Below are 14716 nucleotides of genomic sequence, written 5' to 3' on the forward strand. Positions count from 1 at the left end.
TCACCGTGCAAAAGGCCCGGCCACGCCGCCGACATCGCGCCTTTCCGACGCCCTAAGGCTTTGGGAAGCCGTTTCCTCTTTTTTTCACGGCGATCGGACGGAAACGCCGCGCCCGCAGCTCCGCCCCTATCTCCGTCGAGATGCTCTCCGGTTCCCGGCCGGAAAGCCTCTTTTAGGTCGGAAACGGCGGGATAATATGTCGCACAGAATTGAAGCGCAATCCCCAAATACCATTCCCGACTTTCCTGATTTCGCGCGTGAAACGGGCGAAAAACAAGGCTGAAAAACCGATGCTGCAACGCACTATTCGAAGGCTCGCGATTGCGTTTCTCTGCCTCGTCGCGGGCGGCGCGAAAAGCTTCGAGCTGACCGAGATCGCGCCGGGAGTCTTCGCCCATCAGGGCGTGACAGCCTTGATGTCCCGCGACAACCTCGGCGGCATCGCCAATCTCGGCGCCATTGTCGGGGCGGAGGCGGTCGCGGTCATCGACACGGGCGGCAGCCGCGCGGAGGGCGAGGCTTTCCTCGCTGCATTGCAGCAGCGCACGACCAAGCCGATCCGTTATGTCATCGACACTCACGTCCATCCGGATCATATTTTCGGGAATATTGCCTTTCGAGACACGGGAGCGGTCTTCGTCGGGCACAAGAATCTCGCCCGCGCCATGGCGGCGCGCGGCCCGCATTATCTCTCTTCTTTCCGTGAGGCGATGGGCGCCCTGCTCGACGATGTGATTCTGGTTCCGCCGACCCTCACCGTCGAGCGCGAGACGATTCTCGATCTCGGCGGGCGAAAGATCACGCTGAAAGCCTGGCGCACCGCCCATAGCGATTCCGATCTCACCGTGCTCGATTCGCAGAGCGGCACGCTTTTTACCGGCGATCTCTTGTTTCTGCAGCATGTGCCGATCGTCGACGGCAGCCTTTTGGGCTTCCTTTCCGTCATCGAGGAATTGCGGAAGATCGAGGCCGTCCGCGTCGTGCCGGGCCATGGGCCGGCGGTCGCTCCCTGGCCACAGGCGCTGGAGGCGCAAAAGGCCTATCTCGACCATCTCACCCGCGATTTGCGCGCCGATATCGCCAAAGGCGAGACTCTCGCGCGCGCGGTGACGACCGCCGGCCGCGGCGAAAAGCCCAATTGGCTGCTGTTCGAAGATTATCACACGCGCAACGCCACGGCCGGCTTCGCCGAGCTGGAATGGGAGGCCCCTTGAGCCGGCCGCGTTCACAGCGCTATGTTCGACAGATACCGGAGGAAGGCAGATGAGCCCTTGGACCGCGAGCCTTCAGGCTCGCAAATCGCCGAATGAGAGCGAGCCCCGCGGCTCACGGTCTCTCCCGCGCTCCCTCGCGATGGTCGCGGCGCTCTGCCTTTCGGCCGGCGCGGCGCTGGCCCAGGAGCAGAAGATCGATCCGTGGCCGGGCCTCGTCACCGATATTTTCCACGATCGCCCGATCGCGTCGCATGAGGGCGTGGTGGCGCTGGAGGCGCCGAAGCGGGCCGAGGACGCGGCCATCGTGCCGATGACCATCTCGCTGCTCGCGCCCGGCCTGCGCGCGGCGACGCTGGTCATCGACGAGAATCCCATGCCCATGGCGGCGGCCTTCTCCTTCGGCGAGGGCGCCGGCGTCACGAAGATCGAGACGCGCGTGCGCGTGAACTCCTACACCAATGTGCATGTCGTCAGCCAAACGGGCGATGGCGCGCTGCATTCTGTGGTGAAATTCGTGAAGGCCTCGGGCGGCTGCTCGGCTCCGGCGATCAAGGATCAGGACGAGGCCTCCGCCAATCTCGGCAAGATGAAATATCGCGAGCTGCCGAGCGAGAATCCCGCGCTGCGCGAGGCGCAGATCATGATCCGCCATCCCAATAATTCGGGATTGCAGATGGACCCGCTCACCCGCGCCTATATTCCCGCTCACTATGTCGACAAGGTGGAAGTGCGTCAGGGCGATGCGCTGATCTTCTCCATGGAGGGCGGAATTTCCCTGTCCGAGGATCCGAGCTTCCGCTTCGCCTACAAGCCCAATGGCGCCAAGGTGATGCGCGTCGAGGCGCGCGACAATCAGGGCAATGTGTTCAAAGGGGAATGGCCGATCGGCGGAGCGTCGTGAGACGCTTTTCGTCCGTCGCCTCCACCCACTCGCGGGCGCGCGCCTCCGGCTCCGCGGCGCGCAATATATCGGTGACGACGCAGGCGCTGTCCGCCCCCGCCGCCAGCGCCGCGCGGGCGCGCTCCGGCGTCAGCCCGCCGATGGCGACGAGCGGAATCGCGCCGATGCGGCGTTTCCAGACGCCGATCTTCTCCAGCCCCTGCGGGGCGAAGGCCATTTGCTTCAGCAAGGTGGGATAGATCGGCCCCAGCGCGATATAATCGGGGGCGAGCGCCAACGCCCGCTCCAGCTCCGCCTCGTCATGCGTGCTGACGCCGAGCCTTATTTCATGCGCGCGGATCGCGGCGATATCGGCCGTGTCGAGATCGCTCTGGCCGAGATGCACGAAATCGCAGGAAAGCTCGATGGCGAGCCGCCAATAATCATTGACGACGAGCAGCGCGCCATGGGCGGCGCAAAGGTCGCGAGCGCGGGCGATCTCCGCGCGCAGCGCCGCCTCCTCCCGATCCTTGACGCGCAATTGCACGAGCCGCACGCCGCAAGGCAACAGCCGGGGCAGCCAATCGGCGGAATCGACGATGAGATAGAAGGGATCGAGCGAAATCGCGCTCATGCCTCGAATCCATCGCCGAAGGCGCGGCCGAGCACGGGCGTCGAGGGCGCCGCCATGTCGCGCGGCTCCATCAGGCCGGAGAGATAGGCCGCCCGGCCCGCCTCTATGGCGAGCGCGAAGGCTCGCGCCATAGCGATCGGATCGCCGGCGCGCGCCACCGCCGTGTTGAGCAGCGCCGCGTCGAAGCCGAGCTCCATGACCGCCGCCGCCTGCGATGGCGCGCCGAGGCCGGCGTCCACGATCAGCGGCGTATCGGGAAAATGCGCGCGCAGCGCCCGGAGGCCGAAGAGATTGTTGATCCCGCGGCCGGAGCCGATCGGCGCGGCCCAGGGCATCAGCACGCGGCAGCCGGCGTCCAGCAGCCGCTCCGCGACGACGAGATCCTCTGTCGTATAGGGAAAGACGCAAAAGCCGTCGTCGCTGAGGATGCGCGCCGCCTCCACCAGGCCGAAGACGTCCGGTTGGAGCGTGTCCTCCTCGCCGATGACCTCGAGCTTGATCCAATTGGTTCCGAACAGCTCGCGCGCCATTTGCGCGGTGGCGACGGCCTCCTTGGCCGTGCGGCAGCCGGCGGTGTTGGGCAGCACGCGCACGCCCAGCTCGCGAATGAGCCGCCAAAAGCTCTCGCCCGCGCGCGAGCCTCCGGCCTCCCGCCGCAGCGAGACGGTGACGACCTCCGCCCCCGCGGCGCGGATCGCCTCGGCGAGTATCGCGGGCGAAGGATAGCGCGCCGTGCCGAGCAGGAAGCGGGAGGATAGGACCTCGCCATAGAGGAGGAGAGACGCAGTCATCGCATTCGGCTGGTTCGGGGCTCGACCGGAAACCGCATCGGCCATCAGTGCAGGAACAGCTTTCCGAGCACCAGAAGCGTGAGCGTGATGTTGGTCGCGAGCATCCATTTCACGGTGTTGAACTCGCCCTTCAGCAAGGCGAACTCGTGTTGAACGTCGCTGTCGATTTCCGTGACGATCGTGCTCATGGGCCGACCCTAACATGGAGTGCGTGGAGGAGGTAGCAAGTTCGACGAGCCCCTCACCCTCCCTGCCGCGGCGTGACGATCTCGATCGTATCGTCCTCGACCAGCAGCGTCTCGCCGCGATCCTTGCTGCGCACGAATTCCTGATTCACCGCCGTGGCGATGGTCTGCTCGCTAAAGCCCAATTCCTCGATGAGGCGCTCCAATGTGGGCGCCTCGACCTCGAGCGTCTGCCCATTCACCCTGATTCGCATTCATGACCTCCGGGAAGATCTCGCCCGTGAAGAGGAAGCGCGCGACGCGGCGCGCCAGCGCCGGCGCCAGCAAAAATCCATGCCGATAGAGCCCGTTGATAGAGAGCGTCCGGCCCTGGCGCGAAATGCGCGGCAGATTGTCCGGGAAGGCGGGGCGCACATCCGAGCCTGTCTCGACGATCTCCGCCTCGGCGAAAGCGGGATGAATGGCGAAGGCCGAATTGACCAGCTCGACGATGGAACGCGCGGTGACGCGGGAGCGCTCCTCATTCTCGATCATCGTCGCGCCGACCATGAACACGCCCTGCCCGCGCGGCACCACATAGACCGGGTGGCGCGGATGCAGCATGCGGACGGGGCGGGACAATTCGATCTCCTCGCTGCGCAGCACGAGCATCTCGCCCTTGACGCCGCGCAGCTCCGCCAGCTCGCCGCGCGCGGCGAAGCCGCGGCAATCGACGATCCAATCCGCCCGCGGGACAGAATCGGCGCAGAGCCGGATGCGAACATTGTCCATTGTCTGCAAACATTCGAACAGCGCCGCCATCGCCGCGCGCGGCTCGAGATGCGCCTCCTGCGGAAAATGGAGCCCGGCCGAGAATCGCCCGGCGAGCGCCGGCTCCAGCGCCGCGAGGCCATCGGCGTCCAGCCGCTCGAAACAGCGGGTGCGGCGGGAGAATTCGGTCAGCTCGGCGCGGTCGCGCGGCGGCGCGACGACGAGGCTGCCGGCGATTTTCGCGACGGGAATGTCCTTGGTCCAGAAGGCGAGCGCCTCCTCGCCGAGCGTCGCGACGATGGGCTCGGCGCTCTCCAATTCGCACCAGGGCGCGATCATGCCCCCGGCGAAATGCGAGCAGCCGCGGCCCGGCCCCGCCGCTCTCTCCACCAGCTCGACCTCGGCGCCGAAGGGCGCGCCGGCGCGAGCGATCTCGAAAGCCGCGGTCAGGCCGGCGACGCCGGCGCCGATCACGCCGATCAGCATCGATACGGCCCGATAGGGCCGAGGAATATCAGGAACATGCGACCTCCCTACGCCAGCGCGAACTGGATCAGGTTCGAAGGGTCGCCGAGCCGCTGTCACCAGCCATCCGGCCTCTCAGCCTCTTGCCGCGCGCCGCAGCGCGCAGGCGGCGAGGCTCCCCTGGGCGAGACCGAGATTCGCGCAGGTGGGGCCGCGCGTCAAGCGGGGCCGCCATGGAGGCCGAGCGATGGGGTGGTTTCCTCATCCTCAGGAGGCGGCGCAGCCGCCGTCTCGAAGGACGAGGAAGCCGAGCGCCTGCCGCCACTACTCCTGCGGAGCGCGCGCCGTGATCGTCAGAGCGTGAACGCGCGTCGCCAGCTCCTCGGCGAGCAGCGTGTTGACGATGCGATGCCGCTCGACGAGCCTCTTGCCCGCGAACGCCTCGCTCACCACCTCGACTCGAAAATGGCTCTCGCCGTCCTGGTGGTGGCCGCCATGCCCGGCGTGCTTGTCGGACTCGTCGATCACCTTCAAGGTGACGGGCGCGAGCCCTTCGGTCAGCTTCGAACGGATGCGGGCCTGGACGGCGCCGATATTGCCTTGCTCGGCCATAGTGGAATCCTCCTCGTCGCCTCGGTCCAAGCAAAATTCCCGCCGATTGAAATTGGCGTCGGGTTCCGCTTGCAGCCTGCGGCCAGTCTACCATAATGCAGCGCCATGGATTTGAATTCGCCCCTCTTCGATCGTATCCGCGTGAAGCCCGAGCAGAGGCAGGAGCGCCGCGAGACTCGTTTTCGCTGCGACGCCCCCGGCTGCGAGGCGGAGGGCGCCCATCGCGCGCCCATGGGACGGCTGCGCGAGGGGCAATATTTCTGCTTCTGCCTGGAGCACGTGCGGGAATATAATAATTCATACAATTACTTCAACGGAATGAGCGACGAGGATGTCGCCCGTTACCTGAAGGACGACGCCACCACCGGCCATCGCCCCACCTGGTCCATGGGCGTGAAGCGCGGACAGGCCTCCTTCCGCGAGGACCCGCTGCGGCCCGAGAATTTCGCCGATCCGATGGGCCTCTACCGGCAGCGGGCGCATCGCGCCCGGCCGCAGGCGGAGGCGAGCCCGCGCTATTCGGCGGTGACGATCAAGGCGCTGAATGCGCTCGGATTGGATGAGACCGCCGGTGCGGAGGCGATAAAGACGCGCTATAAGGAGCTCGTCAAACGTCACCATCCCGACGCCAATGGCGGAGATCGCTCCTGCGAGGAAAGACTGCGGGAGATCATTCACGCATATAAGACGTTGCGGGCCGCCAAGCTCGTTTGAACAAGCGTTTGACCAGGCCTTGCCGGCGCGAATGTCGCGAGCGCGCGTCGGCGAAACGGAGGATCAATGTCAACCCCAAGCGACAAAGCGGCCGGGTCCGCGCCCCTGCCGGACCTCAAAGTCTCCGTGCGCCAGCTATTCGGCATCGACTCCGATCTCGAGGTTCCCGCCTATTCCGAGCGGACCGAGCATGTCCCGGACAAGGATCCCGACTATCTCTTCGACCGCGAGACGACGCTCGCCATTCTCGCCGGTTTCGCCCGCAACCGCCGCGTGATGGTCACGGGCTATCACGGCACCGGCAAATCGACGCATATCGAGCAGGTGGCCGCGCGGCTCAACTGGCCTTGCGTGCGCGTCAATCTGGACAGCCATGTCTCGCGCATCGATCTCGTCGGCAAGGACGCGATCGTGCTGAAGGACGGCAAGCAGGTGACGGAGTTCCGCGACGGCATTCTGCCCTGGGCGCTCCAGCACAATATCGCGCTGTGCTTCGACGAATATGACGCCGGCCGCCCGGATGTGATGTTCGTCATTCAGCGCGTGCTGGAAGTCTCCGGCCGGCTGACGCTGCTCGATCAGAACCGCGTCATCCGTCCGCATCCCGCCTTCCGCCTCTTTGCCACCGCCAACACGGTCGGCCTCGGCGACACATCGGGCCTCTATCACGGCACGCAGCAGATCAATCAGGGCCAGATGGACCGCTGGTCCATCGTCTCGACGCTCAATTATCTGCCGCATGACGCCGAGACCAATATCGTGCTCGCCAAGGTGAAGAGCTTCAACGCCACCAAGGAAGGCCGCGACGCCATCAATAAGATGGTGCGCGTCGCCGACCTCTCGCGCAACGCCTTCATGTCCGGCGATCTCTCCACGGTGATGAGCCCGCGCACGGTCATCACCTGGGCGGAGAATTCCGAGATATTCGGCGATGTCGGCTTCGCCTTCCGGCTCACCTTCCTGAACAAATGCGACGAGCTCGAGCGTCCGCTCGTCGCCGAGTTCTACCAGCGCTGCTTCGGCAAGGAATTGCCCGAGAGCGCGGTGAATGTGGTGATGTCCTGAGCCCTCGAGCGCAACCTATCCACCCTCCCCTTTAGGGGGGAGGGGCGGCCGGCGCTTGCGACGGGCGTTCTTTATGGAACGCCCTACGGCCGGACGGGATGGGTGAAACTGCCGAGACTCGGGAGCATCCCCTCCCGAGCGCGCTCGTTCCCTCTCATGCGCGACGGCTTTAGGATAGGACTATCATCCTCCCACGCCGAAGCGCCCGGCCGCCTCGCGGCGGCGGGGGAGGAGGGGCGGCTCGGGACGCTCCGACACCTTTCGGCCGCAGCGCGAAGAGATATTCGTGGTTTCGGAGCGTCCCGAAACGCCGCTTCGCCTTCTCGTCGACGTCCCGAGGCGCTTTCGGACCCGCGAATTCTGGGTTTTCACGGGCAAGACCCGATCGCTTCCGAATGCCTGGGATCACGGAACGGCTCTCGCCCTCCCTATGGACGGGAGAGAAACGCCGGCCCGGCGACGCGCCGCCTGTCCAGGGACGGGGGTCGCCGTCCCGGATGGAGCCGGCCCCCGCCCGCGGTCCATGACCCGAGGAACGCGCCCTTGCGTCGGCGGGAGCGAGAGGGATATAGGAATATTTTCAGGATGCGTCAAGGGGCGGCGCGAACAGATGACGACAGCTATTCAGGAAATGGTATCGTCGGGTGACGCCTTCTTCCGGCGACGACGTTTCACGGGACGAGATAGCTGCAATGTAGGTATCTCGTCGGGGTGCGCAACTGCTCTCTGGAATGCCCGGACTGCCGGAATATCACGGCGCAAAATAAGAGATAGGAGGGTCAGGAGGTCTGGGCCTATCTGTCGATCATCGAGTGTAGGGCTGCTAGCCCCGTAATAGGCGTCGACGTTGTGTCCGATACCCACACCATAAAGCTCAACTTCGCCCAGCGACCTTATCCACGCAGCGCTTGATTGGAGGTGGGCATTCAGGAAAGCCGCGGGGTTCACCGACACGGTTGAATCGTCGACGGGAGCGCCATCGCTCAAAGCAACGAGGATTTTACGTTCGGCATGACGGCGCTGCAAACGGGAATAGGCCCATAAGAGGGCTTCGCCGTCGATGTTTTCTTTTATAAGGCCCTCCCTAATCATAGCCGAGAAGTTGATGTCTGCTTCCTGAAACGTCTCGTCGAAGCTCTTGTATACAATGTGGCGGAGATCATTCAAGCGGCCAGGAAGGGCGGGCCTGCCGTCAGATATCCACATTTCCCTCGACTGACCACCCTTCCAAGCCTTAGTGGTGAATCCCAAGATCTCGTTGCTGACACCAGCACTCGACATGATCGAGGATGCGATCGACGTCCATGCGGCAACGTCTTCAATCATTTTTCCGCGCAAGCTTCCTGAATTGTCAATCAGGATAGAAATCGAAACTTCCTGCTTGTTTGCGACGTCAGCTATCTCGGCGGCTCCGCTTTCGATCGCGTCGGCAAATTCCAGGGACTGTGCACGAATAGTTTTAAGGAGAGTTTTGTGCAGACGGAGACTTTCGTCAGATGACATCAGCTGGCGGGGGCTGATCACCTCGTCAAATTTCGTCGTGTACACGTAGTAAGGCTGTTTCTGCGCGCGCTTGAGAGCGCTTGCTGAGGCTTTTTCGACCCGCGCCACGGGGATCGCAAGCGGATTCTCGACAATGGCGGACTGCGGAGCTGCGGCCTCAGTCGGAGGGGGAGGTGGTGGTGACGGCACGGCTTGGACCAGTTGCAGCTTGCTTTGAGTTGCAGCGTCAATCTCGGCGCGCAACTCGACCATCGTCTGCTTGATGGTTTTTGCGAGTGTCGCAATCTGTTCGCGTATGTTCGGATGGTCGAGCGGAGGAAATCTCAGTTCACGCCAGTCCGACCAGTTTCGCTCTCGTAGAACCGTTGCCATATCGTCCGGATGCTTGGCCGCCTCGTCCATTTCGTCGGCTGAGACGTAGTAGATTGGCAAAATCAGGCGAGGAAGGCCAAGCGCGCGCTCACGAAGTAGAAACGCCTCGAACTCTTCACGGCACATATGGCTACGAAAATAGCTCGGCGTCATGATTGGGATCAGGAAGGTGATGCTGTCGATCGCCCCCTTGATTCGTTCCCTCCACTGCTCACCCCAATTTATGTCATTGCGGTCCTGAAAGATCGGAAAGGGACGGCCGGTCTGCATGCGGACTTCGCCTGCGAGGCGCATTCTCAGATCTGATATGCGGCCAAGGTCATGCGCGTCGTCATCTCGGACATAACTCAAGAAGGCGAGTGGATCTCTGTTCTGCATGAAGGCGACTCGATTTCGAAATTCGATCGCCACAACATATGCGAGAATGAGCGATCGTCACATTTCCCTCAAGGAGCCTTTTCGACGCAATTCAAACAGCGCTTGGCGGGAGTTCCGCCTGCCCATGCGACGCGTTTTCCTGCGAGCGCGCTAGAGACATGCTGCCCTGAATTTCGGCCACGGATATGCGGTGCAGTGCCAAATACCTGAGTCTAAGGCTCAATTTCCGCTTCTCGGACGGACAGACGTCTGCTCCTGGCGCGCTATCGACGGATTCCTCCCACGGCGGGCGCCGCCGGAGCTTCGAGGTCACGCCAAACGTCCATGACGCTTCAACGTCCTGGCGTGGATGGCCGGGACGAGCCCGGCCATGACGGCGGGGGGCGATGAGGATAGACGCATTCGATGCGCTGTCGCCGGGCGCGGGGCGAAAAACTTGCCCCGAATCCGTGGCGCGGGGGTTTCCTCTTTCGAAAAAACGTGAAATCGCTCTCATTCCAAATTCGCCGACGCGAGGGCCTTCCCCTCGCGTCTCGAACTGCGCCCGAAAGGGATCGCGCCCGGAAATGGGAAAGACGATGGCTGAGACAGAAGAATTGCCCCCGCGCGAAGCTATGGATTACGACGTCGTGATCGTCGGAGCCGGCCCGGCCGGCCTCTCCGCCGCGATCCGCCTCAAGCAGATTTCGCCCGATCTCTCGGTCGTCGTCATCGAGAAGGGCTCGGAGCCCGGCGCGCATATTCTCTCCGGCGCGGTCATCGACCCCATCGGCCTCGACCGACTGCTGCCGGACTGGCGCGGCCGCGACGACGCGCCGCTGAAGACCAAAGTGACCAGCGACGACATGTTCTGGCTGACCTCGACCAGCGCCGTCACCATACCGCATGTCGTCAATCCCAAGCTGATGAGCAATGAGGGCAAGTTCATCGGCTCGCTCGCCAGCGTCGTGCGCTTTCTGGCCCAGGAGGCGGAGGGGCTCGGCGTCGAAATCTATCCGGGCTTCGCCGGCGCGGAGCTGCTCTATGGCGAGAAGGGCGAGGTGCTGGGCGTCGCCACGGGCGATATGGGCGTCGGCCGCGACGGCGCGCCCAAGGACAGCTTTACGCGCGGCATGGAGCTGCGCGGCAAATATACGCTGATCGCGGAAGGCGCGCGCGGCTCGCTGGCCAAGGAGCTGCTGAAGAAATACGCGCTCGACGCCAAGAGCGAGCCGCAGAAATTCAGCATCGGCCTCAAGGAGCTGTGGCGCATCCCCAAGGAGAAGCACCGCCCCGGCCATATGCAGCATTCGGTCGGCTGGCCGCTCGCCGACGACACGGGCGGCGGCTCCTTCCTCTATCATTTCGACGAGGACCTCGTTTCGGTCGGCTTCGTCGTCTATCTCAACTATTCCAATCCGACGCTCTCGCCCTTCGACGAGTTCCAGCGCTTCAAGGCGCATCCCGCCATCGCGCCGGTTCTGGAAGGCGGGCAGCGCCTCGCCTATGGCGCGCGCGCGCTGACCTCGGGCGGCTGGCAGAGCGTGCCGAAATTGACCTTCCCCGGCGGCGCGCTGATCGGCTGCTCGGCCGGCTTCATGAATGTCCCGCGCATAAAGGGCTCGCATAACGCGGTGCTGTCCGGCGTTCTCGCCGCCGATCATGTGGCGGCGGCGCTGGCGGAAGGCCGCGCGCATGACGAGGTGACGGCCTATGACGCCGCCTGGCGCACCAGCGACATCGGCAAGGATTTGAAGCCGGTCCGCAATGTGAAGCCGCTGCTCTCCAAATTCGGAACCAAGCTCGGCATTGCGCTCGGCGGCTTCGACATGTGGACGAATGAGCTGTTCGGCGTCTCGCTGTTCGGCACGCTGAAGCATGGCAAGCCGGATTACGCCTGCCTGAAGCCGCTCTCGCAGGTGACGCCGATCGTCTATCCGAAGCTCACCAGCAAGGCGGTCTTCGACAAGCTGTCCTCCGTGTTCGTCTCCAACACGAACCATGAGGAAGATCAGCCCTGCCATCTGACGCTGCGCGATCCGTCGGTCCCGATCGAGAAGAATCTGCCGCTCTATGGCGAGCCGGCGCGGCTCTATTGCCCGGCGGGCGTCTATGAGGTGGTCTATGCGGAGGAGGCGACGAAGAGCGATCCGCGCTTCGTCATCAACGCGCAGAATTGCGTGCACTGCAAGACTTGCGACATCAAGGACCCGGCGCAGAACATAAATTGGGTTCCGCCGGAAGGCGGCGGCGGGCCGAATTATCCGAATATGTGAGCGCGGCGCCTCACCAATGTGATCCGCATCGCTTATCGCTGCGCGCGTGATCCGCGCGCAGCGAGACGCGCGCCGCTTCCTCCAGACAATTCGAGCGACGATGTTTTTCATTCTTTCCAAGATCGGCGAATTCTTCGTCACGCCTCTGCATGTCGCCCTTTCCCTCGCCGCCGTCGGCGCGGCGCTCTCTTTCACCCGCTTCGCCGCAAAGGGGCGCGTTCTGGCGGCGCTCGGCGTGACGGCGCTGCTGCTGCTGTCCTTCACCACGCTCGGCGAGCTGTTGCTCTATCCGCTGGAGAACCGCTTTCCGCAGGTCGCCGACGACGCGCCCGCGCCGGATGGAATCGTCGTGCTCGGCGGTGCGATCGACGAGAATCTGAGCCGCCTGCGCGGCGGCGCGGCGTTGACCGAGGCGGGCGAGCGCGTGGTCGCCATGGTCGAGCTGGCGCGCCGCTATCCGGCAGCCAGGCTGCTCTTCGCCGGCGGCTCGGGCAGGCTGTTCGGCGCCGCCGGCTCCGAGGCCGAGATCGTCGGGCGGCTGCTTCCGCAGCTCGGCGTCGAGCCCGGGCGCGTCATCCTCGAGGACAGCTCGCGCAATACATGGGAAAACGCCGTCAATGCGCTGGCGCTGGCGCGGCCCGCGCCCGGCGAGCGCTGGCTGCTCGTCACCTCGGCGAGCCATATGCCGCGCTCCATGGGGATTTTCCGCCGCGTCGGCTTTCCGGTCGTCGCCTATCCGGTCAATTATCACACCGGCCTGCGCCCGCCGTTCAGCGTGCGGATGCGCGCGGCCGACGAGCTGAAGCTCGTCGACATAGCGGCGCATGAATGGGTCGGCCTCCTCGCCTATCGGCTGACCGGCAAGACCGACGCGCTGTTTCCGGAGCCAGAGCCCGGCCGCTGAGCGGCGCGCGGCGCCTCAGTCGCGCGGCGGCTTCTTGCCGCGGGCGCCCGCCGACTCGGCGCGGCCGCCCGGCGTCGCCGCCGTCCAGGAGCCGTGCTTCATCTCGAGGAATAGCGCGATGGCCTGGGCGCGATTGCGCACCTCGAGCTTCTCGAACAAATTCCGCAAGTGGAATTTGATCGTGTTGATCGAGACGCCGAAATCCTTGGCGAGTTGGTTGTTGGTGTGGCCGGAGCCGAGCGCCGACAGCAGGCTGCGCTCGCGCAGAGTGAGATTCTCCAGCGGATCGGCGCGCATCTTGCGGATGTCGACGAAGGGAAACACCATATCGCCGGCCGCCACTGAGGCGAGCACATCGAGCAGACGCTCCGGCGGAGCGCGCTTGCTGACGAAGCCGGCGCCCCCCAATTGCAGCGTCTCCGCCGGCGCGGCCGGGTCGTTGGTGCCGCTATAGACGACGATCTTGGGCGCGGAGGGCTGGCGCGACAGCGCGCGCAGCACCTCGCGCGCGTGCAGCGTCGGCAATTGCCAGCCGATGATGGCGATCTGAAAGCGCTGCAGCTTGGCGGCGTCGAGAAATTCCTCGCCGTCCGTGACCTTCAGCACGAGATTGAAGCGGCGGTCGTCGGCGAGCAGCGCCTCCAGCCCGGCCAGGATCAGCGGGCTCTTGTCGGCGATGGCGACGTCGATCGGAAAGGTCGCGCCATTCTCGTCGCGGTCGTCGCTGGAGCGCTCGGCCTTATGGCGCAGAGCGGAGGGCGCGCCCTCGGCGGCGGCCTGCATGGCGGCGGCGCGGATCGGGACGGGACGCCCGATGGCGCGCGGTCGCTCATCTCCGAGCCTTGTCGAAGACGTCGAGGCCATGGACCACTGCAAGTGACCACTCCAAGTGAAACGCTGCCGACGCAGCCGGGACGGGCTCGGACGGCGAAGCCCCCCGAGTGGGTAGGCCGGACTATATAACCTGCGGCTTCCATTGGAAAGCCTCGGCGCGCGTTTCACGCTGCGTCAAAGCCGCCGAATTTGGAAGAAATGCGCAAAAAGAAGCGGCGCATCGGACCCGCCGATGCGCCGCATCATATCCGTAGCCGGTCTGAAGCGTCAGTCGCTCAGGACCCAGCGCGCAGCGAAATAAGCGGCGGCGCCGAGCGCGATGACCGCGATCATGCCCACCGGGGTCGCCGCATAGCTCGTAAGCTCGAGAATTGCTCCCATAACGCTTCCTCCTCCTTTAACGCCCGACTTCGTTCAGGCTGCCAGCAAAGCCACGATATCACCCATGGTCGGCGAAGTCTCGCCTCTACGTGCGATACGTTTTGGTGGATATCGTCGCCGGCTCGAATTCCGAGAACGTCGCGAATGCTGGCTGCAACTCGCGACGCGCCGACGTTATTCGCGCCCGGCGCTGTTCTCCTCGAACCGCCGAACGAAGCCGCGATCCACGCTCGCAGCATGACGGTCGCAATTATTGTAGCCTTAGAGGCTTGTCAAGATGCGGCGCCGCCCCCACGCCGACGGATGGGGCTTGCGGAGACCCGCTCGGCGCAGTTAATGAAGCTGCGGCTCGACGAAGAAAAAAGAAAACCGACGCCATGGCTCGCCCCTCCTTCGCCTTCATCGCCGTCGCCGGCATTGCGACGCTCGCCAGCGCCGTCTGGTTCTTCGGCTATCGCCGCATGCCCGCCTGCACGGGCGACGGCCGCTATATGTCCACCGTCCAGCAATGCCGCGCCTACGGGTTGGGTGCCGAGCTCTGCGCCAGCGCGGTGGAGAAAGCCCGCGCGCTGGTGGCGAAGGTCGCGCCGCGCACGGACGCGTCCTTCGATTGCGAGGTGCGCTTTTCGGAATGTTTCGCGGGAGCGGATGGGCGCTTCACGCCCGCGCCCTCCTTCTGCCTCGCGCCGGGATCGGCCGAGCCGCGAGAAGTGCGCTATCTCGAATATGAATCCGACCGGCTGAACCGCAAGAAGACGCGCGAGATCCGCATCGACTGA

At 64.6% G+C, this 14716-nt stretch carries 15 protein-coding genes and 1 riboswitch; of the genes, 7 read left to right on the forward strand and 8 right to left on the reverse strand.

Features of this window, described 5'->3' with window-relative positions; genetic code table 11:
* Positions 1 to 290 precede the first annotated feature (290 nt).
* Positions 291 to 1214, forward strand: a complete 924-nt coding sequence (locus K369_RS17265; protein ID WP_036295595.1) for a quinoprotein relay system zinc metallohydrolase 2 — start codon at positions 291 to 293, stop codon at positions 1212 to 1214.
* A 139-nt stretch (positions 1215 to 1353) separates the two neighbouring features.
* On the forward strand, positions 1354 to 2115 hold the full coding sequence (locus tag K369_RS17270) for a quinoprotein dehydrogenase-associated SoxYZ-like carrier (RefSeq protein ID WP_036295598.1): 762 nt from the start codon (positions 1354 to 1356) through the stop codon (positions 2113 to 2115).
* Here the strand turns inward: K369_RS17270 and K369_RS17275 are convergent.
* The 6 genes from K369_RS17275 to K369_RS17295 all read right to left on the reverse strand — a co-directional run bounded on the left by K369_RS17275 (position 2081) and on the right by K369_RS17295 (position 5531).
* On the reverse strand, positions 2081 to 2728 hold the full coding sequence (locus K369_RS17275) for a thiamine phosphate synthase (RefSeq protein ID WP_084570708.1): 648 nt from the start codon (positions 2726 to 2728) through the stop codon (positions 2081 to 2083). The two genes, K369_RS17270 and K369_RS17275, sit on opposite strands and share 35 nt — an antisense overlap.
* Positions 2725 to 3519 carry a thiazole synthase gene (locus K369_RS17280; RefSeq protein WP_156967953.1) on the reverse strand — a complete coding sequence of 265 codons (795 nt, stop codon included), beginning with the start codon at positions 3517 to 3519 and terminating at the stop codon, positions 2725 to 2727. The genes K369_RS17275 and K369_RS17280 overlap by 4 nt, the downstream gene beginning before the upstream one ends.
* A gap of 44 nt (positions 3520 to 3563) precedes the next feature.
* The gene (locus tag K369_RS26615; RefSeq protein WP_156967954.1) at positions 3564 to 3707 is read right to left on the reverse strand and encodes a hypothetical protein; all 144 of its coding nucleotides are present in this window, start codon (positions 3705 to 3707) and stop codon (positions 3564 to 3566) included.
* Positions 3708 to 3760: 53 nt separating this feature from the next.
* Positions 3761 to 3910, reverse strand: coding sequence for a sulfur carrier protein ThiS (thiS, locus tag K369_RS17285; RefSeq protein WP_018267780.1), 150 nt, complete (start codon positions 3908 to 3910; stop codon positions 3761 to 3763).
* On the reverse strand, positions 3879 to 4940 hold the full coding sequence (locus K369_RS17290; protein ID WP_036292770.1) for an FAD-dependent oxidoreductase: 1062 nt from the start codon (positions 4938 to 4940) through the stop codon (positions 3879 to 3881). Before K369_RS17290 ends, thiS begins: the two co-directional genes overlap by 32 nt.
* A 27-nt stretch (positions 4941 to 4967) precedes the next feature.
* Positions 4968 to 5111: riboswitch (TPP riboswitch) on the reverse strand.
* 132 nt (positions 5112 to 5243) lie between these two features.
* On the reverse strand, positions 5244 to 5531 hold the full coding sequence (locus K369_RS17295) for a BolA family transcriptional regulator (RefSeq protein WP_024881269.1): 288 nt from the start codon (positions 5529 to 5531) through the stop codon (positions 5244 to 5246).
* Positions 5532 to 5636: 105 nt separating this feature from the next.
* Here K369_RS17295 and K369_RS17300 point away from each other — a divergent pair, with 105 nt between their 5' ends.
* Together K369_RS17300 and cobS are read left to right on the forward strand one after the other, a co-directional pair.
* Positions 5637 to 6245 carry a J domain-containing protein gene (locus K369_RS17300; RefSeq protein WP_018267776.1) on the forward strand — a complete coding sequence of 203 codons (609 nt, stop codon included), beginning with the start codon at positions 5637 to 5639 and terminating at the stop codon, positions 6243 to 6245.
* A gap of 66 nt (positions 6246 to 6311) precedes the next feature.
* The gene (gene cobS / locus K369_RS17305) at positions 6312 to 7310 is read left to right on the forward strand and encodes a cobaltochelatase subunit CobS (RefSeq protein WP_018267775.1); all 999 of its coding nucleotides are present in this window, start codon (positions 6312 to 6314) and stop codon (positions 7308 to 7310) included.
* A 624-nt stretch (positions 7311 to 7934) separates the two neighbouring features.
* Here the strand turns inward: cobS and K369_RS24865 are convergent.
* Positions 7935 to 9563: a TIR domain-containing protein gene (locus tag K369_RS24865; protein ID WP_051949358.1), complete on the reverse strand. Its 1629-nt coding sequence runs from the start codon at positions 9561 to 9563 to the stop codon at positions 7935 to 7937.
* A 578-nt stretch (positions 9564 to 10141) separates the two neighbouring features.
* On the opposite strand from K369_RS24865, the gene K369_RS17315 reads away from it, so the two are divergent.
* Together K369_RS17315 and K369_RS17320 are read left to right on the forward strand one after the other, a co-directional pair.
* Positions 10142 to 11818: an electron transfer flavoprotein-ubiquinone oxidoreductase gene (locus K369_RS17315; RefSeq protein WP_036295606.1), complete on the forward strand. Its 1677-nt coding sequence runs from the start codon at positions 10142 to 10144 to the stop codon at positions 11816 to 11818.
* A gap of 100 nt (positions 11819 to 11918) precedes the next feature.
* Entirely contained in the window at positions 11919 to 12722 is an 804-nt protein-coding gene (locus tag K369_RS17320) for a YdcF family protein (protein ID WP_036295609.1), read from the forward strand.
* 15 nt (positions 12723 to 12737) lie between these two features.
* Here K369_RS17320 and K369_RS17325 read toward each other — a convergent pair whose 3' ends face one another.
* Positions 12738 to 13598: a response regulator transcription factor gene (locus K369_RS17325; protein WP_245278225.1), complete on the reverse strand. Its 861-nt coding sequence runs from the start codon at positions 13596 to 13598 to the stop codon at positions 12738 to 12740.
* Between the two features lie 716 nt (positions 13599 to 14314).
* On the opposite strand from K369_RS17325, the gene K369_RS17330 reads away from it, so the two are divergent.
* On the forward strand, positions 14315 to 14716 hold the full coding sequence (locus tag K369_RS17330; RefSeq protein WP_084570710.1) for a DUF1190 domain-containing protein: 402 nt from the start codon (positions 14315 to 14317) through the stop codon (positions 14714 to 14716).

The sequence above is a fragment of the Methylosinus sp. PW1 genome (assembly GCF_000745215.1).
GTDB lineage: Bacteria > Pseudomonadota > Alphaproteobacteria > Rhizobiales > Beijerinckiaceae > Methylosinus.

Excerpts from the sequence above, each read along its gene's own strand:
- K369_RS17265 (WP_036295595.1), top strand. The coding sequence starts at position 291 with ATGCTGCAACGCACTATTCGAAGGCTCGCGATTGCGTTTCTCTGCCTC.
- K369_RS17270 (WP_036295598.1), top strand. The coding sequence starts at position 1,354 with ATGGTCGCGGCGCTCTGCCTTTCGGCCGGCGCGGCGCTGGCCCAGGAG.
- K369_RS17275 (WP_084570708.1), bottom strand. The coding sequence starts at position 2,728 with ATGAGCGCGATTTCGCTCGATCCCTTCTATCTCATCGTCGATTCCGCC.
- K369_RS17280 (WP_156967953.1), bottom strand. The coding sequence starts at position 3,519 with ATGACTGCGTCTCTCCTCCTCTATGGCGAGGTCCTATCCTCCCGCTTC.
- K369_RS26615 (WP_156967954.1), bottom strand. The coding sequence starts at position 3,707 with ATGAGCACGATCGTCACGGAAATCGACAGCGACGTTCAACACGAGTTC.
- K369_RS17290 (WP_036292770.1), bottom strand. The coding sequence starts at position 4,940 with ATGCTGATCGGCGTGATCGGCGCCGGCGTCGCCGGCCTGACCGCGGCT.
- K369_RS17295 (WP_024881269.1), bottom strand. The coding sequence starts at position 5,531 with ATGGCCGAGCAAGGCAATATCGGCGCCGTCCAGGCCCGCATCCGTTCG.
- K369_RS17300 (WP_018267776.1), top strand. The coding sequence starts at position 5,637 with ATGGATTTGAATTCGCCCCTCTTCGATCGTATCCGCGTGAAGCCCGAG.
- cobS (WP_018267775.1), top strand. The coding sequence starts at position 6,312 with ATGTCAACCCCAAGCGACAAAGCGGCCGGGTCCGCGCCCCTGCCGGAC.
- K369_RS24865 (WP_051949358.1), bottom strand. The coding sequence starts at position 9,563 with ATGCAGAACAGAGATCCACTCGCCTTCTTGAGTTATGTCCGAGATGAC.
- K369_RS17315 (WP_036295606.1), top strand. The coding sequence starts at position 10,142 with ATGGCTGAGACAGAAGAATTGCCCCCGCGCGAAGCTATGGATTACGAC.
- K369_RS17320 (WP_036295609.1), top strand. The coding sequence starts at position 11,919 with ATGTTTTTCATTCTTTCCAAGATCGGCGAATTCTTCGTCACGCCTCTG.
- K369_RS17330 (WP_084570710.1), top strand. The coding sequence starts at position 14,315 with ATGGCTCGCCCCTCCTTCGCCTTCATCGCCGTCGCCGGCATTGCGACG.